Below are 21,899 nucleotides of genomic sequence, written 5' to 3'. Positions count from 1 at the left end.
GAAGTTGTGGTGGTCAATGAGAAATTCGGGGTTCGTCTCACCGACGTCATCACGCCCATTGACCGCGTCAAATCCCTGGCTGCGGAAGATCAATGAATACGCATACGGATATGTGGGTGGAATTTGCCAAAAGTTTTGGTATGCTGTTTGCCATTCTGGCTTTTTTTCTGCTGGCCCTTTATTTTGTTCGCAGGTACTCGGGTCGATTCGGTGCCAGAGGCTCGGTGGAACTGGTAAAGGTGTTATCTGTCCATCATTTATCCCCCAAGGAAAAACTGGTGTTGGTCTCTGTCCAGAATGAATCGGTTCTCATCGGTGTTTCGCCCGCCGGAATATCGTCTTTGGCCCGTTTTTCCAAGATCCCAGAAACAGGACCGGAAACCGCATTGGAACCTGTCACAGAATTTCAAAATCTGCTCCAAAAGAGTCTGATGAAAGGCAACAATGATCATAAGATGCCCTTGAAAAATGATTCTTCCAGTTCCTGTGCCGATTCCGATAAAGGAGAGGTGTCATGATCAGATATGCCCGGCCGGCCAGATGGACAGGATGGATTGTGGTTGCAGCCATAATGATCGCAGGCGTTGCTGATACGGCAAGGGCCGTCACCTTTCCTATTCCTTCCCTGGAACTCAATGTCAGCACAGCCCAGGAGCCTGAAGAAGTGGCGGTGGTTCTTGAAATTATTGCCCTTTTAACCATTCTTACCCTGGCCCCGGCCATTTTGATCCTGATGACGCCCTTTGCCCGTATAACGATGGTGTTTCATTTTCTGCGCCAGGCCATCGGCACCCAGTCAAGCCCGCCCAATCAGGTCATTGTAGGGTTGTCACTTTTCATGACTTTTTTTATTATCAAACCCGTGGCTTTAGAGGTGTATAATAAAGCCTTGAATCCCTATCTTGAACGTGAAATCTCCTATGAAACGGCCTTTGACGAGGCCCAGAAACCCATACGAAAGTTTTTGCTGCGCAACACCAGGGAAGCTGACATTGCCCTGTTTGTCAAAGAGGCTGACATGAAAAAGCCTGAAACCCGGGATGATGTGTCACTTCTGGCCCTGATTCCAGCCTATGTGATTTCCGAGCTTAAAACAGCATTTATCATAGGCTTTATTCTGTACGTTCCCTTTCTTGTCATTGATATGGTCGTCGCCTCGGTGCTGCTGGCCATGGGTATGATGATGCTGCCCCCGGTTATGATTTCCCTGCCTTTCAAGCTTATGCTCTTCGTTCTTGTGGACGGCTGGCATTTGATTGCAGGTTCGATGATCAACAGCTTTGGAGTGTAAAATGACTCCTGAATTTGTTATAGAATTTGCCAAACATGCCATCACCCTTACCATCCTTCTGTCCATGCCCATGCTGGGCCTAGGCCTGATTGCAGGCCTTGTCATCAGTGTGTTCCAGGCTGTTACCCAGATCCAGGAGATGACGCTGACCTTTGTGCCCAAGATCCTTGCGGTTTTTATCGGGCTTTTATTTGCTGCCCCGTGGATGATGGAGAAACTCATGTCTTTTACCACCAATATTATTATCAATATCCCTATGTATATCCGGTGATCCAAGGAAAGGGACGGCTGTGGAACTGCTTGATCTCATTGATCCCATCCGATTCAGAACCTTTATGCTGGTTTTGGCACGGGTATCCGTGTTTTTATTTTTGTTTCCTATTTTTGCATCCTCTGCATTTTCCACCCGCCTGAAAATGGGGCTGTCCCTGGTTTTAACCCTGTTGTTTTATACGGTGGTGCCTGTGGATCCGGCCCGTTTTCCAAAGGATGTCCCCACCTTTGGTCTGATGCTGGGGGCAGAGATTCTGGTGGGTTTTACCCTGGGGCTTTGCCTGCGGGTTTTTTTTGCAGGGGTCCAACTGGCCGGACAGATCATCGGCTTTCAGATCGGGTTTGCCATGATCAATGTAATGGATCCCCTAAGCGGTGAGAACGTGTCTATCATGGATGAGATCGGCTACTGGGTCTGCCTGGTGATTTTTCTTATACTCAACGGGCACCATATTATTATTATGACCATGATTGACAGCTTTGAACTGGTACCTGTGGGCGGATTTGTCATGCATCCCGCCCTCACCCCCCGGATTACGGATGTGGCGGCCGGGTTATTTGTGAATGGCATTAAAATCAGTGCACCGGTCATTGCCACCCTGACCTTTGTCAATGCCGGCTTCGGACTGGTTGCAAAATTTTCACCCCAGACCAATGTCATGATTGTGTCGTTTCCTGTGAAGATTACAGTGGGTCTGATTTTTTTCGCCATGACCCTGCCCATCATTGCCATCGTTACCCGGGATTACATCGAACCCTGCAGAAAACTGTTCCTGGAATTATTGTTTTATATGGGCGGAGGATAAGATATGGCCGAAGATCCAGAGGGTGGCGGCGAGAAGACCGAGGACGCATCGTCGCGAAAGCTCAGCAAGGCAAGGGAGGAAGGCCAGGTTCCCAAAAGCATGGAAGTTTCTTCGGTTTTTGTCTTGTTGGGCGGTGTTACAGCATTGTATGCCACGGCATTTTTTTTCTACCAGAACTGCGTGGAAGTGTTGCATTATGATTTCGTGTTTGACCGGGTACCGGAACTGAACCGGGCAGACCTGGCCGCGCTGCTGATTTATCATGCCAAAAAAATGTTTTTAATGTGTCTGCCTGTATTTGCAGCGGTTTGCGTTGTGGCGCTTGTGTCCAACATCGCCCAGGTTGGGTTCCATATATCTTGGAAAGCCCTGGAGCCGAAACTGAGTAAATTGAATCCCATTAACGGGTTTAAACAGAAATTTTCTTCCCGGGCTGTAATCGAGTTTGTGAAATCTCTGGTTAAGCTTTCCGTGATTTCATTGGTCTGCTATTTGGCCACAAAAGGGGAACTTTCAAAAGTTCTTACCCTGTACGATAATTCCATAGCTCAGATTTTTCTTTTCCTTTTTATTGAATCGTTCTGGATTTTCATAAAAGTTTGTCTTGTAATGGCTATGGTTGCCATCCTGGATTATGCTTTCCAGAAATGGAAATTTTTAGAAGACCAGAAAATGACCAAAAAAGAGGTCAAGGATGAGCGTAAGCAGACAGAAGGCGATCCGGTGGTTAAATCCAGGATTCGCCAGCTCCAGATGGCTGCGGCCAGGAAACGCATGATGGCTGCCGTGCCAAAGGCGGATGTGGTTGTGACCAACCCGACCCACCTTGCCGTGGCATTGCAGTATGACAGAGAAAAGATGGATGCCCCAACCGTTGTGGCCAAGGGCGCCGGGGCCGTGGCGGCAAATATCAGAAAAATCGCCCAGGAAAATGAGGTCCCCATCGTGGAAGATAAGCCTTTGGCCCGGAATTTGTATAAAGCAGTAGACATTGGCGGGCAGGTCCCATTTGAATATTTCCAGGCCGTGGCTGAACTGCTTGCCTATGTTTACGGGCTTAAGAACGGTCATAAAGATTAAACAGGAAATAGTCAAATTTTTGGCACCAGGTGTCAAGCATCCATCAGTAAAGGAGGATAAATGGCGGCGGAAAATGTCGGTATCATGGCTACAATGAAACAGGAGTCATCAGATATTCTGATGGTTGTGGCCTTTATCGGTATTCTTATGGCAATGATTCTGCCTTTACCCCCTATTATTCTTGATTTTTTCCTGGCACTGAATATTTCCCTTGCGATTGTGGTACTGATCACCACCATGTATACCAAGAGACCACTTGACTTTAGTATCTTTCCTTCTCTTCTTCTGATGCTGACCCTTTTCAGGCTCTCGTTGAACGTGGCATCCACCCGGCTGATTCTTTTGCACGGCAGCGAGGGTCCGGAAGCTGCCGGGTCGATCATCATGTCATTCGGCGCCTTTGTGGTGGGCGGCAACTATGTGGTAGGCCTGATTATTTTCATTATTCTGGTGCTCATCAATTTCATGGTAATCACCAAAGGTGCCGGTCGTATTGCAGAGGTGGCAGCCCGTTTTACTCTGGATGCCATGCCCGGCAAACAGATGGCCATTGATGCGGATCTCAATGCAGGCATGATCGACGAGGTGGTCGCTGGCGAGCGAAGGGCCGCCATTGCCAGGGAATCGGAATTTCACGGTGCCATGGATGGTGCCTCCAAATTCGTCCGTGGTGACGCCATTGCAGGCATTGTGATTACTTTGGTCAATATCGGCGCAGGCTTTATCATCGGCGTGATACAGCAGGGTATGGAGCTTCGCGAGGCCTTGGGCAATTACACCCTGCTGACGGTGGGTGACGGGCTTGTATCCCAGATTCCGGCGCTTTTGATATCTTCGGCCGCAGGTCTTCTGGTATCCCGTTCCGGTGCAGAAAGCAAGATGGGGCATGCCTTTGCCGAACATTTATTTTCCAGCTCCACGCCGGTAATGGTGGGGGCTGTGATTGTTTTTCTCATGGGCATTATCCCGGGCCTTCCCACCATCCCCTTTATGACCTTAGGGATTACTCTGGGGACCATTGCCTGGTATTTTTTAGGGCAAAAGGAGAAAAAAGCCGGAGAAGAACAGAAGGCCATTGAAAAGGCCCAGACCAAGACCCAGGAAGAGACGCCTGGCAAGCCCGAGGATGTGGATCATCTGCTGCGTCTGGATACCATGGAACTGGAAGTGGGATATGGCCTGATTCCCCTGGTGGATAAACAGCAGGACGGTACGCTTCTGGGGCGGATCAAGGCCATTCGCCGGCAGTTTGCCACGGAGATGGGCATCATTGTGCCGCCCATCCATATCCGGGATAATTTAAATTTAAGCCCGGCCCAGTACCGCCTTATGATCAAGGGCGTTGAGACTGCCGGTTCAGAGCTTATGGTCAATCACTACCTGGCCATGGATCCGGGTGGTGTGGCTAAAAAAATTGACGGGATTGATACGGTTGAACCAGCCTTTAATCTGCCGGCCCTGTGGATACCCATGTCCAGGGAAGAGGAAGCCAAGTTTGCCGGATACACCGTGGTGGACAGTTCCACGGTTATTGCCACCCATTTGACGGAGATTATACGGAACAATGCCCACAACCTGCTTAGCCGACAGGATGTCCAGCATCTTCTGGATAACCTGGCCAAGACCAGCCCCAAGGTGGTGGAGGAACTGGTGCCCAATCTTTTAAGTGTTGGCGCTGTCCAGAAGGTGCTCCAGAATCTTTTGAGGGAACGTATCTCCATCCGGGATCTGTTGACCATTGTGGAAACCCTGGCAGATTTCGCCCCGGCGGGCAAGGATCCGGACCTGTTAACCGAATATGTACGCCAGCGGGTTGCCAAAGGCATGTTGGGTCCCTATCTGCAACCCGGTAAAAAGCTGCAGGTCATGACATTGGACCGCAGGCTTGAAGAAATTTTAACAAAAAATATCAAGCGGACCGACCACGGGACTTACCTGGCTTTAGAGCCTGTCCTGATCACGGAATTTGTCGGTGCCGTATCAAAACAGGTGGAAAAGCTCATCACGCTGAATACCCAGCCCGTGCTCATGACCTCGCCCACATTGCGCCGCCATGTCCGCCGCCTGATTGAGCCGTCTCTTCCCAATGTATTTGTGGTATCCCACGCAGAGATCGTGGATGATATAAATCTGCAGGCTGTCGGGAAAGTGAGCTTAAAGAATGAATAAGAAAATTTTCAGGGCACCGAATATCCAGAATGCCCTTGCCAGCATCAAGGAGGAGCTGGGGCCAGATGCCATGATTCTTTCCACCCGAAAGGTGCCGAAATCACCCAAAGATCCTTACGCAAAGACCATGTTTGAGGTTGAGGCCGCAATCCCTTCGGCTGGTGATAACAAACCTGAACCCGCAGTTTTACAGGATGTGGAATCCCTTAAGTCAGATCTTGCGGAGATAAAGGATATCCTTTCGGTGGCCGGTTTTGGCTCCGGGGTGCAGTCTATTTTGTGCAATCATTTTGAATCCGTGGGCGTACTTGCCTCCCTGCTTCGCTGCGGTGTCAGCGAGTGGCTGGCTGCAAAGCTTGTTCAAAAAGCGGCCGCAGATCAGGATAAAAGCCGTGATACGGCAACACAAATGAAGCAGTTGAAAAAGAGTGTCATGGGTCTTTGCCTTGACCTATTGCGCACCAAGGATTTTTTTACCCGGCGCAACTCTTCGGGGCTGCCCCAGGTGGCGGCTTTTGTTGGGCCGACCGGTGTGGGAAAAACCACCACCATTGCCAAACTGGCCGCCTGTCTGAGCTTTACCCGTAAAATGAAAGTGGGGCTGATTTCCATTGACAATTACAGGGTTGGGGCCTTTGAGCAGCTCAAAGCCTATGCCGCCATCATGGGTCTTCCCTGTGTGCCGGCCTTTTCACGCCAGGACCTGGCATGCGCCCTGGACCGGATGAAGTCCATGGATATGGTACTCATTGATACGGCCGGGCACAGCCATTATGACAAGGAAAAAATTGACGAAATTCTTGAGCTGATTAGAAATGATTTCCAGATCAGCGTTCATTTAACCTTGAGTGTTACCTCTGAATTGATTAATATGAAAGAAGCGGCATCTGCTTTTTCCGTATTTAATCCAGATACCTATGTGTTTACAAAAACAGATGAGACAAAAAGATGCGGAAAAATTCTTGATCAGGTGGCAGGTTATGACCTGCCGGTGTCATTGGTGACCAACGGGCAGAAGGTGCCCGAGGATTTGATTATTCCGGACAGCCATGAGCTTTTGAAGATAATTCTGAAAAAAGACCCCAAAGGAGAATAGGTGGATCAGGCAAAAGGATTGCGGCAGATGGCCAGGACAAGTGCGATGCAAAGACGGGAACGGAACGGGGCTTCCAATGGCAGTTCATACCCCAGGGTCGTTGCCGTGACCAGCGGCAAGGGCGGGGTGGGCAAAACCAATATTGCGGGAAACCTGGCCGTGGCCATGACACGGCTTGGAAAAAGGGTGGTGATCATAGATGCTGATGTGGGATTAGCCAATATTGACATCGTATTTAACCTAAGACCCAAATACAATATCCGCCATCTGATATCCGGGGAAAAAACATTGTCCCAGGTGATGGTGACAACGAATCATGGCATCGGCATTCTGCCGGGGGGCTCGGGGTTTGCTGATTTGACCCGTTTCAGCGAAGGTGAAAAACTGACGCTGCTGTCTGAGTTTGAGGCTTTTTCCGACATGGCAGACATAATTTTGCTGGATACCGGGGCCGGCATTTCATCCAATGTGCTCTATTTTAATGCATCTGCGGACCAGTGCCTGGTGGTAGCCACCACGGAACCCACCGCCATCACCGACGCCTATGCCCTGATGAAGGTCATGTCCCAGAAGTACGGGATAAAGCATTTTAAACTAGTGGTGAACATGGCGGACACCCGGGCCGGGGCAAAGAAGGTTTACGGATCTTTGAGCAATGCCCTGGATAAATTTTTAAAAGATGTGGTTCTGGAATACTGCGGATATGTACCCTTTGATCCGGCCCTGCAAAAGGCTGTTCGAAACCGCAGCGTCCTGTTGGATACTGTAAGTCACAGTCCTGCAGCCGATGCCATATCCGAGCTTGCAAAAAATCTGATTAATGACAGCAGGACGGACCAGAACCAGGGGAATCTGACTTTTTTTATGAACAAGGTATTTGCGGCGGCCCAATGAGCGGTTATGGTCATTTTATAAAAGGAAACAATAAGATTTCCATGAAACACCCCCTTAAAAAAAACCGGGCGGCATGGGAAGCCTGGCGGCAGGAGAGTATTGTCAATTACGCTTATCTGGTCCGATACATTGCCTCCCGGTTTGCCATGCGTCTGCCCGCCAGTGTGCTTTTTGACGAACTGATGTCAGCGGGTTCCCTGGGACTTATTGATGCGGTGGATAAATTTGACCCGGGCAAACATGCCAGCCTTGAGACCTATGCCCGGTATCGTATCAAAGGAGCTATTCTGGATGAACTGCGCAGCATGGACACCTATTCACGGTCCATGCGCAAGAAAATCCAGGACATCTCCCGGGCCGCGAAAACCATTGAGGATGAAAAGGGCAGACCCGCCGAGGATGACGAGATCTGCAAGGTTTTGGGCGTGGATCTGGAAACTTACCAGAATATGCTCACTGACATCCATGGGGCTGCCGTCCTCAGCCTGGATGATTTCATTAAGACCCAAAAAAATGATGGCTATTCCCAGACCCGTTTTCAGGCCGGGCTCAGGGGGGAAGAAAATCCGGAAGACGACTTTCACCGGGCAGAATTTAAATCTGTTCTGGTGGAGGCCATCAAAAAATTGACAGAAAAAGAACAGATTATTATCTCTCTTTACTATTATGACGAGCTGACTTTGAAAGAAATTGGCGAGGTATTGTCTTTGACGGAATCCAGGATTTGTCAGATCCATACGGCTGTTCTGGTGAAACTGCACGCCAGCCTTGATAGTTATGGGGAATAATTCGATTTTGTTGGCCTGATATTTGCTTCACCCTGTGGGTGAATAGAATTTATTTTTTCGATTTTAGGGGGGGATATGTCAGACCTGGTTTGGGAAGAAGAAGACGATCTGATTTCCCAGGATGATATCGATAAATTGCTGGATATCTCTTCCGAAGATGACGATGCCGGTGACTTGTCCCAAGATGATATAGACAGCCTGCTCAACGGGACCGGCCTGGATGCAGATGACGCAGACGCCGGGGAAGAGGATGCCGGTGAACTGTCCCAGGACGACATAGACCGCATGATGGGGGACAATGCCCTGGATGATGATGACACTCCCGAAGATGATGGCGGTGAATTATCCCAGGCTGATATTGACCGAATGATGAGCGGTGACGATGACCCGGATGAGGATCTTGAGCTTATTTCCCAGAATGATATTGATCAGTTCTTGAATGATGGCGATGATGACGAGTTCATTTCACTGGAAGATATTCAGGGTGTAATGAGTGGAGATATCCAGGGGAATGACGCATCCGAGCCCGAGCCAGACCCTGTTCCAGCAGCGGAAGATGAACCTGTGGATTTGGAAGCCGAATCAAACCAGGACGATTGGGCGGAGCAAAAGGAGGAAGATGCGGCCGTTGACGATGCCCCGCTTACGAAAGCATCGGGCCCGGAAGAAGATCCCTTTGATGAGCCCATAGATGAAGATCAGGCCGCAGACGTGGTGGATTGTATGATCACCCAGGAAACCATGGATGCGCTGATTGAGGCTGCCCTGCCGGCTCCGGATGTTCTGGAGGGGGATGCCGGGGCACCTGAAGCAGATGCCGGGGACGGCGGGGATGATACCCTGTTGGACGGGGTAGACCTGATGCCTGAAACAGATAGTGGCGGTACGGATGATGTCACCCAGGACGATGAAGATGATGTCACCCAGGAAGATATTGATGCCCTTCTCCAGCAGTCAGATGAGAATGATGGGTTTCTGGACGAAGATGAGGACATCCTCATATCCCAGGACGACATTAATACCCTGCTCATGGCCGCAGATCAGGAAGATGAAGACATACTCGGCGATATTGGCGGAGAAAACGACGCGTCTGACCTGGAGGACCATCTTGATGACCTGGAATCCGATTCGGATCAGGTGGTTCTAGAAGGCATTGAAGGTGCCGAAATTTCCGGCAGAAATGAATATGCCCCTGCAGGGCCGTCTAAAGGCGGAAAGATAAAAGCCCTTCTCAGATCAAAGGCGATGCTTGCGGCAGCGTCTGTATTGCTGTTCATGGGCATATCCGTGCCTGTAAGTTATTTTCTGTTTTTCTCAGGAGAGCCTGTGCCTTTGCCGGAAAGACAGACCGCCTCCCTGACCGAGATTGATCTTACCCGGGACGGCCAGGCTAGTGTTTTTGCAGATATGCCGGCCCAGCCGTCCAGCCCCAGGTCAGGAACCATTTTGTTAACTGATTTTATCATTCTGGCCTCTGATCAAAGCCAGACCATGACCTATGTGTATGCAGATGTCTCTATTGATTATTCGGATCAAAGGGCTTATGATGAAATTAACAGTAATCTTGCCTTTTACCGGGATCTTATCTATGGGGCTATTCAAACCCGGCTGGTGTCGGAAGAGAATAATGAGGTGACAGAAGCTGATCTGCTATGGGGTGTGGAAGCCTCATTGAAAAAGGTGTTGCCGCCCCAATATATTGACAAGATCAGTTTTAAAACATTTAAAGCAACTTGACTGATACGGGGAATCAATGACTACAGTTCATGGACATAACCAGATTTTTCAGCAATCCGGTATTGCCCAGGAGTTGAACCACCAGATCCACTCCCCAAAACCGGATCCTGATCAGGCAGCAGTGCAGCATCAGAATCAGCAGCTGGTAGAAAATACAACTGTTCAGGAAAGCGAAGAGACGCTCTTTTTGGAACAGGAAAAAGAGAAGGAACATCGGCAAAATACCCGTAAGGCCAAACGTGCCAAAAAACAGAACCCCAAAGACGATCTGCCGCCAGATCCCCCAGACCCGGATGGCACGGGCTGGCTTATAGATACCACTGCATGATGCTGAAGGTTCCCACTGAGTTTCTTGTTATCCTGTCACTTATTATTGATCTGTTTTTAATCTTTCTGCTGTTTCTTTTTATCCGGCGGGCCAACCGGCTTCAACGCAGCAGTCCGAACCCCATGCCGGGAACTGACCTTGGCGACATTTTTGTACAGACCCGTGAAAAAGCCGAGGTTGTGGCCCGGCAGGTCCTGACTGAAACTTCTGAGATGATCGAACCTATTTTGGAAGCCTCAAAGGATGCGGCCATGGAGTTTGAGCGGCTGATACGGGAAAAACAAACACTGACCCGGAAACTTGATCAGTCCCTTGATTCAAAAATGATCAGCATTAACCTGCTTTTGTCCCGGGCCAACGCCTTGTACAGCCAGCTTGAAAATCAGCATAATTCCCTGCTTAATTCCCTGCCTACAGGGGGAACTGCCTTATTTCACAAAGAACCAGATGTCCTTGATCAGCAACAGAGGATCATAGATCTTTACTATCAGAAGATGGATGTTGACACCATTGCAGAAAGGCTTTCCATACCCAAAGGGGAGGTTGCGCTTGTCATCGACCTCAAGGAAAAGTTTATTGCAATGGAGAAATCCAGATGATTCCCGGTCAATCCTTTACTTCCCTTAAAATTATCGGCGGCAATCAGGCACAATCCGGACTGTCAGATGACATTAATTTAAAGCCCGGCCGGATTATTGATGCAAAAGTGCTTGATGTTAAACCCGAAAACCGTGTTCAACTGCTTTTATCCGAAAAAAATGAATCAGGTAACCCTTTGCTAGACGGTCAGAAAGTTGAGGTTTCAACCCAGCTACCATTAAAGCCGGGCATGTCGCTGACGTTGACAGTTGTTGCCACCCGGGAAGGTCCGGTTCTTAAACTGGTTTCGTCCACGGCTTTGTCTTTCCCCGGCACCGATGCTGCGCTCAAAATTCTTCCCGGAACACAGAAGTCTTCGACATTGCCCGAATCAGGTATAAAACCCGGTCAGACAGTGGAGGCAAAAGTCCTTGATGTTACACCCCAGAACCGGGTCCAATTGCTTGTGGGCGGTCAGAAACTGACTGTTTCCACCCAGCTCCCCTTGGCCCGGGGAATGGAAATACCCATGAAGGTTGTCCGTTCCCAGGACGGTATTGTGCTAAAGCCGGTTTCTGCCCTGTCTGCGCCTGTATCCACTAGTCCGGCGGGTGCAGGCATTGATTCAACCAGAGGGCCTGCAGTGACTGCTGGGAGACAGATGTCTCCGGCTGCCTTACCGGATGTAAACCCTTTTCCCGGGACGGAAAACGCCTTTCAATCCCTTTCCCTGGCAAAGATTTTCCAGGGTTTGAGTGCACTTAGCCAGACCCGGGAACCGATACTGAATGCTATACTTATGGGACTTTCCCTGAAATCCGATGTTCGGGATGATCAGTTTTTGCCCCAAATTATAGAGAATATGGGCTTAAGTTTTGAAAAGAAACTGGCAGCCGGCCTCGAAAATGCCTCGGATAAAAAAGCGGTTACCCATGTGATCAAACAACTGGCGGGGCAGGACCTGAAAGCTGCCTCTTTGTCCCTTTCCAGCGCGGAAAGCGACCCGGGCAAGGCCTCTGTATTTAAACATATCGCAGATGCGTTGAATAACTTTGCCCAGTTAAATGTCAAATCAGGGGATAGCGGACAAAATCAGGATGGTACACGTTTTCTGCTGCCTTTTCCTGTTTGGCGGGAGAATGGCTTTGATTTTGGCCAGCTCATGGTGGACATGGGAAAGGCAGGTACCGCAAATACAGAAAAAAAAATGCTCAGCATTTCCTTCTTATTGAACATGACCGCCCTTGGCCCTTTACGGGCGGATTTTTCCATTCTGGATAAAACTATTGCCGGCCGATTCCTTCTGGAAAATCAGGCAACCTGTGATTATCTTACCCCAAAGATTTCAAATTTGAGACAGCGTCTGTCCAGAATCGGATATCAGGCAGGAAACATCGACTGCCAGGTGGCCCGGCCGGAACAGATTGCCCCGGCCAGTTTGATGCTTTCCATGAAAGCGTCTGATAACATGCAGGGTTTGAATATTGTGGTTTGACCATGGCGCCTAAAGACAAAAGAAAAAAAGCAATTGCCCTGAAATATGAAAGGCTTAAGGATACTGCACCGAAGGTAACTGCCAAAGGCCAGGGAAAGGTGGCTGAAAATATTATTGCCCTGGCATTGGCCCATGGAGTGCCGGTAAAGGATGATCCAGACCTGGTGGAGGTCCTGGCATCCCTTGACATTAACCAGGAAGTTCCGGCTGAAATATACGTGGCAGTGGCCGAACTTCTCGCTTTTGTTTATGGGGCCAATGCGGACAAAAAATCTTAATGTTATCCAAAATCATTATTCTTCAAGCTTTTTACTGTCAATAAGCCGGTTGCATTCATGGCAGACCATTCTGAAATCCCGGACCTTGCCCCGGAATAATCTATGGCCGCAAAACGGGCAAAAATAATCTTTAAACGCTTTTTCCATATGCGTCATCGGGTTTTCCCCCAGGCCGGACGGGTGTTGAAAGGAATCTGTTTGGGACGTGTCTTTCCCGGCTGGGTGCGCGGAAGAGATATGCTTTTGGTCAGGGTAATATCCGTAGTCGGTCATAAATTTCCTTTTTATTCTTCTTTTTACATCATCAATGAATGCGATTTTGCTTTATACCTAAACGAGTCAGGATGCAAGGGGCTTTTTTGAAACCAATCCCAAAACAGTGGGAAAAAATTTCTGGGTGCGTCAAATTCGGCTGTCTCAAGTGTCGGCCTTTTGGCACATTATTCTTAAAGCCAGATCGGTTCTTTTTAAATAATATACTTAAAAGATAAAAAAGTCTTTTGAAAAGAGATCTGTCCAGGGCCAGAGATTAATTGAAGAAAAATATGGCACACCATTTGCATAGAGTAGAGTGTGGACATGGTGAGATTAAACCAATCAATGCCGGCAGAACACCGGAAATTTTTGTAAAGGAGTAAACTGCCCTATGATTCTTGAAATGACGCGGCCGACCCAGGGCGGGTTAAGGCAAGAACGAAAACTTGAAGCCGTCTCCAATAACTTGGCCAATGCGTCCACCATTGGGTATAAAAAGGATATTGTCAGTTTTGACAGGGCGTTCAGGGCACGGGTGGACCAGGATTTCAGCCAAGGGGATGTGGTAAAAACCGATAATCCCCTGGATGTGGCCCTAGGACCCCAGGGCCTTTTCAAAGTCGAAACCCCGGACGGCATCAAATACACGCGGAACGGCAATTTTTCTTTGAGCAGTGAAGGCATTCTTGTGGATAAAAGCGGGAACCCGGTTATGGGCCAGGGCGGAGCCATTTTCATTGATACGGTGGATCCCAATACAAGTATTAATATTGATGAATCCGGGCAGATTTTTTTGGATAATGAGATTCTGGATACCCTTGACGTGGTCTTTTTTGAAAATATGAAAGGTCTTGAGAAAAGCGGTGATAATCTGTTTGTCTATACCGGAAATACGGCAGATGAAATTACCCTTGAAAATGTCAGGGTTGAAGCCGGTTCCCTTGAGCAGGCCAATGTTCAGGCCGTGGAGGAAATGGCGAAAATGATTGATTATCAGCGGATGTTTGAAACTTACACCAAGTCCATGAAAACATTTGATGAAATCGATTCAAAGGCAATAAATGAAGTAGGGCTGTTTACATAAAGGAGTAAATTTATGATACGGGCACTTTGGTCAGCAGCTACGGGAATGATGGCCCAGGATATGCAGATTGGCGTTACCGCCAATAACCTGGCCAACTCTTCCACCACCGGGTTTAAAAAATCCCGGGCAGCATTTGAGGATTTAATGTATATGACCCAGCGGGTTGCAGGACAGACAACGCCTGGAGGGGGGCAGGTGCCAACGGGAATCCAGGTGGGCATGGGGGTAACTACAGCAGGTACCCAGAAAATATTTACCCAGGGCGATTATGTCCAGACCGATAACAAGCTGGATTTTGCCATCCAGGGAGAGGGATTTTTCAGGGTTTTGCACGGGGACGAGGATATGTATACCCGGGCCGGGGATTTTTCCCTGGACAGCGAGGGATATATTACTTCCCAGGCCGGGGACCGCCTTCAGCCCGAGATTGCCATCTCTTCGGAGGCGGTTACGATTACCCTGGACAATGACGGAACCCTGACCGTGTTTGCCGACGATGATACCATTCTGGCCACAGAGCAGGTCCTTGTAACCACCTTTGTCAATCCCGCCGGACTATATGCCGTGGGTGGCAACCTGTTCAGGGAAACCGAAGGTTCGGGCACACCCCAGGAAAATACGCCGGGAGAGGACGGCGCCGGGACCGTGTTAAACTATTATATTGAAAATTCCAATGTGGATATTGTGGAGGAGATGGTCAGTATGATTTCAGGCCAGCGCACCTATGAGGCCAATTCAAAGTCCATCACCACTGCCGATGATATGCTGGCAACGGCTGTTCAGTTGAAATCTTAAAAATTTTTAAATGGATAAAGCCATGAATGCCTGGGCAATTTTATATGAAATTAGAAATAAGAGACAAGAAACAAGAGGGCGAAGCGCCTGCGGTGCCCAGCTTTACCCTATATTTTGGAATCCTTTAGTTTCATTGTTTGTTGTGGGCTTGCGGCCTATGTGCGTATATAAGAAATCTCTGATGGTCGCCTATTGTCTTGTCTGCATGCTTACCGGCAGTCTTACGGTATTGGCCGCTACACCGGGAAAAATTTTTATTGAAGTTGCCCGGACATCAGAAGTCAATGGCCCTGCCATCTGTTTAGGAGATGTTTCAAGTATAACTGCGCCTGATTTTTTTAAGGCGGAACTGGCGCGTGTTGATCTTGGAAAATCACCCCGGGCCGGGCGGATGAAACAGATTTCAGGGGAGCGGATTACAGCGGCCATAAATGCCATGGGCCTTAATGACAATGACATTAATATTCAGGTACCTGAACGGGTGTTTGTTAAACGCGCCAGCCAAGAGCTTGACCCGTCCCGGGTGGAAACGGCGCTTGGACATTTTTTGTCCGGCTTTTTCCCCAAGGAAGGATTCAAGGTAAAGGCTTTCAGTGTCCGGGGAATTGAGCCCTATCCCCAGGGCGATTTATCCCTGGTGTTTGACAAACGCTATACCCCTTCGGACAATGGCCGCCTGTCCGTTCATGCTGAAGTCTGGGTGGACGGCGTCAGAGAGGGCCGGTTGACTGTCACGGGGCGTCTCTCACAGATCAAATCCGTAGTTGTTGCAGCAACACGCCTGGAAAGGGGACAGGCCATTACACCGGCTGATGTCACCCTGCGGGATATGGACGTGTTCGGACTGCAGCCGGATGTCATGACTTCGGTTGACCAGGTCAGCGGCATGCTGATCACCCGGACCATCGACAAAGGGGAATGTATGACCCAGGATCAATTCAAACAGGCCCCCGCCATTGAAAAAGGGTCCGTGATAAAGTTGGTGGCCAGAAAGGATCGTTTATCCATTGTTACTTTAGGGGTGTGCAAGGAAGATGGGTATCCGGGTCAGACTGTGACAGTGCAAAATTTAACATCGGGGAAACTGGTGCGCGGTCTTGTTACAACAGACGGCACCGTGGAGGTCGTTTTTTAAGCTTGGAGGTCTGGAATGTGGTCAATTCAAAAAAAATTACTAAATGAGTGTCTGGCATTTCTGCTGATCCTTATGGCCGGGATTTTTACCGGTTGTCTGTCCAGTGGCGGAGATCCGGCCTTCAGCGTTGTGCCCCAGGACGCAATGCCTGAACCTGCCGTGCAACCTGAATATACCATGGCAAAGCCTGCGGAAGGTTCTCTTTGGACCGCACAGAACAGATTCCTGCTGGATGACACCAAGGCTGCTTATGTCGGAGATACAGTGATCGTGGATATTGTGGAGAATGCCTCGTCTGAAATGGAGGTAAACTCCGAGAACGAACGGACAACCCGTATGTCGGTGGGGGTACCCACTTTCAATGTCTTGGGAAAAGCAACCCATCTTGGTGGCGGTTCTGGTGGGGGCAACCTCATTGACACCAGTTTTGAAAACTCCACCAAAGGAGAAGCCACAAGTGACCGGTCCGGTAACGTAACTGCCTCTATTGCGGCCCGGGTTACGGAGGTAATGCCCAACGGTAACTTAAGCATCTTCGGACGCAGGGCCATGAAAGTGGATAATGAGGTTCAGTATATCATGGTATCAGGAATTGTCCGACCCGATGATATTGATTCGGACAACCGGGTGGAGTCCACGTCCCTTGCTGATTCGCGCATTGAATATTACGGCAAGGGGGCCCTTGCCGACAAACAGAAGCCAGGCTGGGGTACACGGATAATTGATAATATCTGGCCCTGGTAGGCGTTGCGGGCTAAAGGAGCGGGTATCATGAACAATATGTTGAAAAAGATAATGATCAGTACAGGGATTGTGCTGTGTCTGCTTGCCGTTTCAGTGCACGCCATGGCAACCCGAATTAAGGACATGGCTGCCATCCAGGGGGTCCGTTCCAATCAGATCACCGGATATGGCCTGGTGGTAGGGCTTAACGGTACAGGAGACAAGAATAATATTCTGTTTACCCGACAGTCTTTGACCAATATGCTTAAAAAAATGAGCCTTCATTTTGACAAAAGCCAGATCAAGGTGAAGAATGTGGCGGCGGTTATGGTCACGGCAAATATTCCACCCTTTGCCCGGATCGGGGACCGCATTGACATCACGGTTTCGTCCCTGGGTGATGCCACAAGTCTTAAAGGCGGAACCCTTTTAATGATGCCACTGAAAGGGGTTGACGGCAGCGTTTATGCCATTGCCCAGGGTGCCGTAAGTCTTGCAATTCCCGCCGGTGTAAACGACCGGAACAGTCATCTTCTCACGGCCCGGATTATCAACGGGGCTACAGTGGAACGTGAGATTCCCTTTCAACTGGAAGGGAAAAAACAATTGACCCTGTCCCTGTTCCGTTCGGATTTCACCACGGCCCGGCGGGTGGGAGATACCATCAATGCGGCTTTAGGGGAGGGGATTGCAAAAATCGTTGATGCCAGCGCTATCTGCCTGAATGTGCCGGAATCCATGCAGCAGGAGCATGTGGCGGAGTTTATTGCCGATGTGGAAGGGTTGTCTGTGGTTCCGGATACCGTTGCCAAGGTCGTGATTAACGAAAAAACCGGCACTGTGGTTATCGGCAGTGAGGTGACCATTTCAAATGTGGCTGTGGCCCATGGGGATTTGAACGTGGTGATTCAGGGGCAAAACCCCGAGTATATTATGGAACTGCCCGGCACCTCTACCATCGGAGAACTGGTTAATGGACTGAACTCTTTAGGGGTCCGGCCCAGGGACCTGATCAGTATTCTGGAAAGTATCAAGGCAGCCGGGGCGTTGCAGGCCAGCCTGGAAATACTTTAGACTTGTTTTTTGCAGCACAGCATTCCAATTTTGAACATGGCCGATTCGTTGAGCCGGTAAAAGAGGGGGCAAAATTATGTCTATTCAAATGCCTGGGATGATGACTCCTGTTACAGATACCCAGGGTACCACAGATACGGCCCGGAAGCTCCAGCGGGAAAAAGATCTTGAGAAAGCCTGCCAGGGGTTTGAGGCTTTAATGCTCAATACCTTGATGCAGCGCATGCGGGATACCCTGCCCGGAGACAGTCTTTTCCCCGAAAGCAATGCGTCTGACATCTACCAGTCCCTGCATGACCAGTATCTTACGGAAAATTTATCCCAAGGCCGGCGTGTAACCGGCTTCAAGGAGTTCTTATATCAGCAGCTTCAGGACTCAGCTTAAGGCATTTTGATTGTGTCAAGTCATGGCATAATAGTTGCTTTGTTTCTATACAAAAACGAAAATATCTCCTTGTTTTGTGAGTTGAGTTTATTTTTAACTATTTAATATCGTTATTGATATTAATAAGATAGGGAGGAGAATCATGGAAAAAGCTGCCGACAGTATCCAAACGTTGCTTAAGGAAAAACTTGCCTGCTACCAGCAACTTCACCTGGTATTAAAGGCTGAAAAAAAGGCTATCGGAAATATTGACCTTGGTATGATATGGGAGACAACCAGAGCGAAGAAAGATCTTATCGGTAAAATCGAAGAATTGCGAAATAATATTCTTGTTGTTTGCCGAAATGATTTTCCAGGTATGGATAAAAAAACGGAAAACTTCTCCCTGGGTGCACTGGTACATGCCCTGCCGCTGCCCAATAAGAGCAAAAATGATATAAGACAAATCAAGCGGACCATTGATAAAGAAAAAGACATCGTAGCCAATTTTATAAAAGCTAATCAGATTCAGGTTAAAAAGCACCTGTCTATTGTGGATAACATCATGGCTTTGATCGGAAATAACCCTGCCCAGGCCCGGTACACCGGCAAAGGGATGGTGACCCAGGGAGGAAAGAGCAACTGCCTGTTCGTGGCCCAAGTGTAGCATGGTCTGGTAGATAGTATCTGCTGATTTTCTATAATTATCACCAGGATATTGTGATCTTATTTTAGTGATAATACAATCTGTTGATCTTTGTCATAGAAAATCAGCAGATACTATATATACCTAAGCTGGACAGGAACAAAGGTTGACTCTGATGTTACATATGATTATAACAATAACATGTTTATTTTAAGAGTTAATTCGGACGGACTGTAGGGCCTTTTTGAATTCAACGGATAAAAAATTATTAATGTCAGCCTGGTGGATTATTTATTAAGCCTATGCTTATTCTAACACGAAAAGTTGGTGAGAGTATTGTCATTGCTAATGATATCATCGTAAAGGTGGTTGAAACCGGCAAAAGCAGCATTCGGATAGGTATTGATGCGCCCCGGGAAATATCGGTTCTGCGGCAGGAGGTGTTTGACGCCATTCAAAAGGAGAATATTCTTTCCTCCCAAGGAACAGACAACATTGATATTGCAAGGGCAGCCAAACTGATAGGCAATAAGGACAAGGAGTCTGAATAAAAGGTAATGAAGATTAATACAAGACAATTCGGTGAAGTGACTATTGATGATGATAAAATCATCAATATGCCGGATGGTGTTCCCGGATTCAGGCAGCAGAAACGTTATGTTGTCCTTGAAAAAAAGGAAACCGCTCCTTTTTATCTGTTTCAATGTGTGGATGACCCGAACCTGGCATTTGTGGTCATGGACCCCCTTCGTTTCTATCCTGAGTACACGCTGTCTGTTAAGGATTTTGATACGACGATTAAATGGGAATTTGGAAAGGAAGCGTTATCCTGTTTTGTCATCATCACCATTCCCCATGGCAAGCCCGAAGATATGACTGCGAACTTTATGGCACCTATTGTGATAAATAATGAAAGAAAAGAAGGGATGCAGCTGATCCTCCAAGGCAGTCCCTACTCACACCAGCAGCTGCTTTTGAAATAAGAAAAGAATGAATTTAAACATTCGTACTGAAAAGAAGCCCCCTTAAATCCTGCATTTTTTCACGAAGCTCAAGAATTTCTTCTGCAGGGAACTGCTTGATGACTTCATCGGTCTCTTTGTCCATAATTTTGACCACCACATCCTCGGTGCCGTCGTCAATGGTAAAATTCAGCCTTGTCTGAACCGTATTGGCAAAGTCCTCAAGGGCTTCCACCATCTCTTCGACATCTTTTCTGGTCAGTTTGGCTGGATTTCCGGGGTCCTCACTTTTTTGCTCAGAAGCCTGATTTTCAGTCCGCGTAGTACTTGCCGAAGAAGAAGATGCAGCCTGATTTAACTCGGACAGCGGAGTAATGTCTGCACTTACTGTCTCGGCGGCAGTTTCCTGAATTCTAATATTGGTTTCAGGTCTGTCTGTATGGATTGTTGCATTTGTTGTTACATCCATGGCTTTTCCTTTCTGGGGTAAACAATTCCTACCGGCTCTACCGGCTTATGCTGATAAGTCTTGGGCGGTCCTTTGACGGCCGATAGCTCTCCAGAGTAGTCTTCCCGCACTTGAGATGTTTAAGGCTTTTTTCCAATTGATTTTTGTGCCTTTGTATCTCAACCCCGATGGTTTCGTCAACCCTTAGGATCAGCCCAAGGCGCTGTTTAAGTTCCTTCAGCTTTTGGACATCAGATAGAGATTCGGACTGACCTGCTATACTGATAAATTCATTAATGGCATTTTTCAGCTTTTCCGATGCACTCCTCCGCTCAATGGTCATCTGGGCCAGATCCGGCAACTGTTCTGCCCTAAGCAGATCTAAGTGTCTGTTCTGAAGATTCTCATATTCACTGCACGGCTTTGAAATATGCTCTGCTAAATCTTTCATATATTGTCCTTACTGCTTAAATGGCAATACTTGTCCTTTGACCATGTTTTTCATACCCTGAATAGCTCATGGAAGAAACTTCTTTTTTTTGTGCAGTCTTGGTCTTGGTGTTCTGGGTCTTGGTATTCTGGGCAGCATTTCCTTGGCCCATCACGCTGGTTTCCCATATCTGTTTGAGCTTCATTAGGTATCTGATTGCCCGGTCCAGGGTCTGAATGTCGTTGGTGATGGAAACCCTGGCCAACTCCTGCATCATGGCTAAAAAAAGACTTCTTAGAAAGAAGATCTCTTCATTCTCAATATTACGAAGGGATGCGTTAAGTTCGGAGATAATGGCTATGGCCTTACTCAAATTCTCTCCCCTTTGCTTGGGGTTTTTGTTTATTACGCCTTCCCGTGCAAAATTAATGCGTTTGATGGCACCGTCGTACAGCATGAGGATCAATTTTTGGGGATTGATTTCACTGCTGACCTGGATTTTCTGATAGGAATTAAGGGCATTGTATACCATATTTACTTAACACTCCTTTTTGCAACCGACTGACTTTGGTTATTTGGGGTTGCACGAAAAATTGGGGGACATGACTGCATGGGCTCATTTTACGTATTGTGCAGTCAGGGGGCTTTGCCTTTTTATCGATTTTCTTTTCACTCTGGTCCTTTCATGAATTCTTTAACGTTATAGTTATTTATCGGCAAAAATCGGTAACACTTTATATAGTTTTCCAGATAAATAATTTGCTAACATAACTCCTTGAAAAATCAGGCAGCTTTTAATTCTTCACAATGCCCCAAAAGTCCAATAATCTCCTTTTGTCGATGAACAAAATGTGAAAGAGCCTCTTCGACTTTTTGCTTGAGAGAATCAAAAGTTGGGAAATAATGCAGATGAATTTCATCTTTTTTGATATTTTTCCATAACTTTTCAATGGGATTAAACGGGCTTTCTGGTAGGAAAATCCCAGGTTTTTGAGAAATTCACTGAGGTATTTGACACTGTAAAGAACACCGAATTTTTGATAAATATAGTTTTCCAGATAAATAATTTGCTAACATAAGTCCTTGAAAAATCAGGCAGCTTTTAATTCTTCACAATGCCCAAAAAGTCCAAGAATCTCCTTTTGTCGATGAGCAAAATGTGAAAGAGC

28 protein-coding genes are annotated in these 21,899 nt (G+C 47.9%); 23 read left to right on the top strand and 5 right to left on the bottom strand.

Translation table 11 applies throughout. The annotated features are described in order from the left end of the window. Positions 1–92 precede the first annotated feature (92 nt). The 14 genes from AB7U36_RS04130 to AB7U36_RS04065 all read left to right on the top strand — a co-directional run bounded on the left by AB7U36_RS04130 (position 93) and on the right by AB7U36_RS04065 (position 12,814). A complete protein-coding gene (locus tag AB7U36_RS04130; protein WP_428158544.1) occupies positions 93–518 on the top strand; it encodes a FliO/MopB family protein in 426 nt (141 codons plus the stop codon). Further along, positions 515–1,291, top strand: coding sequence for a flagellar type III secretion system pore protein FliP (gene fliP, locus AB7U36_RS04125; RefSeq protein ID WP_428158543.1), 777 nt, complete (start codon positions 515–517; stop codon positions 1,289–1,291). Before AB7U36_RS04130 ends, fliP begins: the two co-directional genes overlap by 4 nt. Position 1,292: 1 nt before the next feature. Further along, positions 1,293–1,562: a flagellar biosynthesis protein FliQ gene (gene fliQ / locus AB7U36_RS04120; RefSeq protein WP_428158542.1), complete on the top strand. Its 270-nt coding sequence runs from the start codon at positions 1,293–1,295 to the stop codon at positions 1,560–1,562. A 19-nt stretch (positions 1,563–1,581) separates the two neighbouring features. Next, on the top strand, positions 1,582–2,370 hold the full coding sequence (gene fliR / locus AB7U36_RS04115; RefSeq protein WP_428158541.1) for a flagellar biosynthetic protein FliR: 789 nt from the start codon (positions 1,582–1,584) through the stop codon (positions 2,368–2,370). Positions 2,371–2,373: 3 nt separating this feature from the next. Further along, the gene (flhB, locus tag AB7U36_RS04110; protein ID WP_428158540.1) at positions 2,374–3,450 is read left to right on the top strand and encodes a flagellar biosynthesis protein FlhB; all 1,077 of its coding nucleotides are present in this window, start codon (positions 2,374–2,376) and stop codon (positions 3,448–3,450) included. Between the two features lie 60 nt (positions 3,451–3,510). Continuing rightward, complete coding sequence (gene flhA / locus AB7U36_RS04105; RefSeq protein ID WP_428158539.1) at positions 3,511–5,619, top strand: flagellar biosynthesis protein FlhA; 2,109 nt, start codon at positions 3,511–3,513, stop codon at positions 5,617–5,619. Then, a complete protein-coding gene (locus tag AB7U36_RS04100; protein ID WP_428158538.1) occupies positions 5,612–6,715 on the top strand; it encodes a protein FlhF in 1,104 nt (367 codons plus the stop codon). The genes flhA and AB7U36_RS04100 overlap by 8 nt, the downstream gene beginning before the upstream one ends. Further along, on the top strand, positions 6,716–7,609 hold the full coding sequence (locus tag AB7U36_RS04095) for a MinD/ParA family protein (RefSeq protein ID WP_428158537.1): 894 nt from the start codon (positions 6,716–6,718) through the stop codon (positions 7,607–7,609). A gap of 41 nt (positions 7,610–7,650) precedes the next feature. Further along, on the top strand, positions 7,651–8,397 hold the full coding sequence (locus AB7U36_RS04090) for a sigma-70 family RNA polymerase sigma factor (protein WP_428158536.1): 747 nt from the start codon (positions 7,651–7,653) through the stop codon (positions 8,395–8,397). Between the two features lie 75 nt (positions 8,398–8,472). Next, the gene (locus AB7U36_RS04085) at positions 8,473–10,134 is read left to right on the top strand and encodes a hypothetical protein (protein ID WP_428158535.1); all 1,662 of its coding nucleotides are present in this window, start codon (positions 8,473–8,475) and stop codon (positions 10,132–10,134) included. 16 nt (positions 10,135–10,150) lie between these two features. Beyond that, a complete protein-coding gene (locus AB7U36_RS04080; RefSeq protein ID WP_428158534.1) occupies positions 10,151–10,462 on the top strand; it encodes a hypothetical protein in 312 nt (103 codons plus the stop codon). After that, on the top strand, positions 10,459–11,061 hold the full coding sequence (locus AB7U36_RS04075; protein ID WP_428158533.1) for a hypothetical protein: 603 nt from the start codon (positions 10,459–10,461) through the stop codon (positions 11,059–11,061). The genes AB7U36_RS04080 and AB7U36_RS04075 overlap by 4 nt, the downstream gene beginning before the upstream one ends. Next, positions 11,058–12,536 (top strand): flagellar hook-length control protein FliK, encoded by a 1,479-nt coding sequence (locus AB7U36_RS04070; RefSeq protein ID WP_428158532.1) that lies wholly within the window; start codon positions 11,058–11,060, stop codon positions 12,534–12,536. Before AB7U36_RS04075 ends, AB7U36_RS04070 begins: the two co-directional genes overlap by 4 nt. 2 nt (positions 12,537–12,538) lie before the next feature. Beyond that, positions 12,539–12,814, top strand: a complete 276-nt coding sequence (locus tag AB7U36_RS04065) for an EscU/YscU/HrcU family type III secretion system export apparatus switch protein (RefSeq protein ID WP_428158531.1) — start codon at positions 12,539–12,541, stop codon at positions 12,812–12,814. Between the two features lie 15 nt (positions 12,815–12,829). On the opposite strand, the gene AB7U36_RS04060 is transcribed toward AB7U36_RS04065, so the two are convergent. After that, positions 12,830–13,087: a hypothetical protein gene (locus AB7U36_RS04060; protein WP_428158530.1), complete on the bottom strand. Its 258-nt coding sequence runs from the start codon at positions 13,085–13,087 to the stop codon at positions 12,830–12,832. 373 nt (positions 13,088–13,460) lie between these two features. Between AB7U36_RS04060 and AB7U36_RS04055 the strand changes: the two genes are divergently transcribed. The 9 genes from AB7U36_RS04055 (at position 13,461) to fliW (ending at position 19,873) form a co-directional block, all read left to right on the top strand. Then, a complete protein-coding gene (locus AB7U36_RS04055; protein WP_428158529.1) occupies positions 13,461–14,153 on the top strand; it encodes a flagellar hook-basal body protein in 693 nt (230 codons plus the stop codon). Positions 14,154–14,165: 12 nt separating this feature from the next. Then, the gene (gene flgG / locus AB7U36_RS04050) at positions 14,166–14,948 is read left to right on the top strand and encodes a flagellar basal-body rod protein FlgG (protein ID WP_428158528.1); all 783 of its coding nucleotides are present in this window, start codon (positions 14,166–14,168) and stop codon (positions 14,946–14,948) included. 181 nt (positions 14,949–15,129) lie between these two features. Next, positions 15,130–16,083 carry a flagellar basal body P-ring formation chaperone FlgA gene (flgA, locus tag AB7U36_RS04045; RefSeq protein WP_428158527.1) on the top strand — a complete coding sequence of 318 codons (954 nt, stop codon included), beginning with the start codon at positions 15,130–15,132 and terminating at the stop codon, positions 16,081–16,083. Between the two features lie 15 nt (positions 16,084–16,098). Then, the gene (locus tag AB7U36_RS04040) at positions 16,099–16,827 is read left to right on the top strand and encodes a flagellar basal body L-ring protein FlgH (RefSeq protein ID WP_428158526.1); all 729 of its coding nucleotides are present in this window, start codon (positions 16,099–16,101) and stop codon (positions 16,825–16,827) included. Positions 16,828–16,854: 27 nt separating this feature from the next. Further along, complete coding sequence (locus AB7U36_RS04035; RefSeq protein ID WP_428158525.1) at positions 16,855–17,880, top strand: flagellar basal body P-ring protein FlgI; 1,026 nt, start codon at positions 16,855–16,857, stop codon at positions 17,878–17,880. A gap of 76 nt (positions 17,881–17,956) precedes the next feature. Continuing rightward, positions 17,957–18,265, top strand: coding sequence for a rod-binding protein (locus tag AB7U36_RS04030; RefSeq protein ID WP_428158524.1), 309 nt, complete (start codon positions 17,957–17,959; stop codon positions 18,263–18,265). A 142-nt stretch (positions 18,266–18,407) separates the two neighbouring features. After that, positions 18,408–18,911: a flagellar export chaperone FlgN gene (gene flgN / locus AB7U36_RS04025; protein ID WP_428158523.1), complete on the top strand. Its 504-nt coding sequence runs from the start codon at positions 18,408–18,410 to the stop codon at positions 18,909–18,911. Positions 18,912–19,192: 281 nt separating this feature from the next. Further along, entirely contained in the window at positions 19,193–19,441 is a 249-nt protein-coding gene (gene csrA, locus AB7U36_RS04020) for a carbon storage regulator CsrA (RefSeq protein ID WP_428158522.1), read from the top strand. A gap of 6 nt (positions 19,442–19,447) precedes the next feature. After that, positions 19,448–19,873, top strand: a complete 426-nt coding sequence (fliW, locus tag AB7U36_RS04015) for a flagellar assembly protein FliW (RefSeq protein ID WP_428158521.1) — start codon at positions 19,448–19,450, stop codon at positions 19,871–19,873. Positions 19,874–19,886: 13 nt separating this feature from the next. Here fliW and AB7U36_RS04010 read toward each other — a convergent pair whose 3' ends face one another. The 4 genes from AB7U36_RS04010 to AB7U36_RS03995 form a co-directional block, all read right to left on the bottom strand. Further along, positions 19,887–20,321 carry a flagellar protein FlaG gene (locus tag AB7U36_RS04010; RefSeq protein ID WP_428158520.1) on the bottom strand — a complete coding sequence of 145 codons (435 nt, stop codon included), beginning with the start codon at positions 20,319–20,321 and terminating at the stop codon, positions 19,887–19,889. A 37-nt stretch (positions 20,322–20,358) separates the two neighbouring features. Beyond that, positions 20,359–20,751 (bottom strand): hypothetical protein, encoded by a 393-nt coding sequence (locus tag AB7U36_RS04005; protein WP_428158519.1) that lies wholly within the window; start codon positions 20,749–20,751, stop codon positions 20,359–20,361. Positions 20,752–20,767: 16 nt separating this feature from the next. Next, positions 20,768–21,262: a flagellar export chaperone FliS gene (gene fliS, locus AB7U36_RS04000; protein ID WP_428158518.1), complete on the bottom strand. Its 495-nt coding sequence runs from the start codon at positions 21,260–21,262 to the stop codon at positions 20,768–20,770. A gap of 262 nt (positions 21,263–21,524) precedes the next feature. Continuing rightward, on the bottom strand, positions 21,525–21,776 hold the full coding sequence (locus AB7U36_RS03995) for a winged helix-turn-helix domain-containing protein (RefSeq protein ID WP_428158545.1): 252 nt from the start codon (positions 21,774–21,776) through the stop codon (positions 21,525–21,527). Positions 21,777–21,899: the final 123 nt, after the last annotated feature.

The organism is Desulfobacter sp. (assembly GCF_050177295.1).
Note: the sequence above shows the minus strand (reverse complement) of the source record. Positions and strands in the feature narration are given on the sequence as shown.

Bases quoted from the DNA above. Each gene is read 5' to 3' on its own strand.
- AB7U36_RS04130 (WP_428158544.1), top strand. From the start codon at position 93: ATGAATACGCATACGGATATGTGGGTGGAATTTGCCAAAAGTTTTGGT.
- fliP (WP_428158543.1), top strand. From the start codon at position 515: ATGATCAGATATGCCCGGCCGGCCAGATGGACAGGATGGATTGTGGTT.
- fliQ (WP_428158542.1), top strand. From the start codon at position 1,293: ATGACTCCTGAATTTGTTATAGAATTTGCCAAACATGCCATCACCCTT.
- flhB (WP_428158540.1), top strand. From the start codon at position 2,374: ATGGCCGAAGATCCAGAGGGTGGCGGCGAGAAGACCGAGGACGCATCG.
- flhA (WP_428158539.1), top strand. From the start codon at position 3,511: ATGGCGGCGGAAAATGTCGGTATCATGGCTACAATGAAACAGGAGTCA.
- AB7U36_RS04100 (WP_428158538.1), top strand. From the start codon at position 5,612: ATGAATAAGAAAATTTTCAGGGCACCGAATATCCAGAATGCCCTTGCC.
- AB7U36_RS04090 (WP_428158536.1), top strand. From the start codon at position 7,651: ATGAAACACCCCCTTAAAAAAAACCGGGCGGCATGGGAAGCCTGGCGG.
- AB7U36_RS04085 (WP_428158535.1), top strand. From the start codon at position 8,473: ATGTCAGACCTGGTTTGGGAAGAAGAAGACGATCTGATTTCCCAGGAT.
- AB7U36_RS04080 (WP_428158534.1), top strand. From the start codon at position 10,151: ATGACTACAGTTCATGGACATAACCAGATTTTTCAGCAATCCGGTATT.
- AB7U36_RS04075 (WP_428158533.1), top strand. From the start codon at position 10,459: ATGATGCTGAAGGTTCCCACTGAGTTTCTTGTTATCCTGTCACTTATT.
- AB7U36_RS04070 (WP_428158532.1), top strand. From the start codon at position 11,058: ATGATTCCCGGTCAATCCTTTACTTCCCTTAAAATTATCGGCGGCAAT.
- AB7U36_RS04065 (WP_428158531.1), top strand. From the start codon at position 12,539: ATGGCGCCTAAAGACAAAAGAAAAAAAGCAATTGCCCTGAAATATGAA.
- AB7U36_RS04060 (WP_428158530.1), bottom strand. From the start codon at position 13,087: ATGACCGACTACGGATATTACCCTGACCAAAAGCATATCTCTTCCGCG.
- AB7U36_RS04055 (WP_428158529.1), top strand. From the start codon at position 13,461: ATGATTCTTGAAATGACGCGGCCGACCCAGGGCGGGTTAAGGCAAGAA.
- flgG (WP_428158528.1), top strand. From the start codon at position 14,166: ATGATACGGGCACTTTGGTCAGCAGCTACGGGAATGATGGCCCAGGAT.
- flgA (WP_428158527.1), top strand. From the start codon at position 15,130: ATGGTCGCCTATTGTCTTGTCTGCATGCTTACCGGCAGTCTTACGGTA.
- AB7U36_RS04040 (WP_428158526.1), top strand. From the start codon at position 16,099: ATGTGGTCAATTCAAAAAAAATTACTAAATGAGTGTCTGGCATTTCTG.
- AB7U36_RS04035 (WP_428158525.1), top strand. From the start codon at position 16,855: ATGAACAATATGTTGAAAAAGATAATGATCAGTACAGGGATTGTGCTG.
- AB7U36_RS04030 (WP_428158524.1), top strand. From the start codon at position 17,957: ATGTCTATTCAAATGCCTGGGATGATGACTCCTGTTACAGATACCCAG.
- flgN (WP_428158523.1), top strand. From the start codon at position 18,408: ATGGAAAAAGCTGCCGACAGTATCCAAACGTTGCTTAAGGAAAAACTT.
- csrA (WP_428158522.1), top strand. From the start codon at position 19,193: ATGCTTATTCTAACACGAAAAGTTGGTGAGAGTATTGTCATTGCTAAT.
- fliW (WP_428158521.1), top strand. From the start codon at position 19,448: ATGAAGATTAATACAAGACAATTCGGTGAAGTGACTATTGATGATGAT.
- AB7U36_RS04010 (WP_428158520.1), bottom strand. From the start codon at position 20,321: ATGGATGTAACAACAAATGCAACAATCCATACAGACAGACCTGAAACC.
- AB7U36_RS04005 (WP_428158519.1), bottom strand. From the start codon at position 20,751: ATGAAAGATTTAGCAGAGCATATTTCAAAGCCGTGCAGTGAATATGAG.
- fliS (WP_428158518.1), bottom strand. From the start codon at position 21,262: ATGGTATACAATGCCCTTAATTCCTATCAGAAAATCCAGGTCAGCAGT.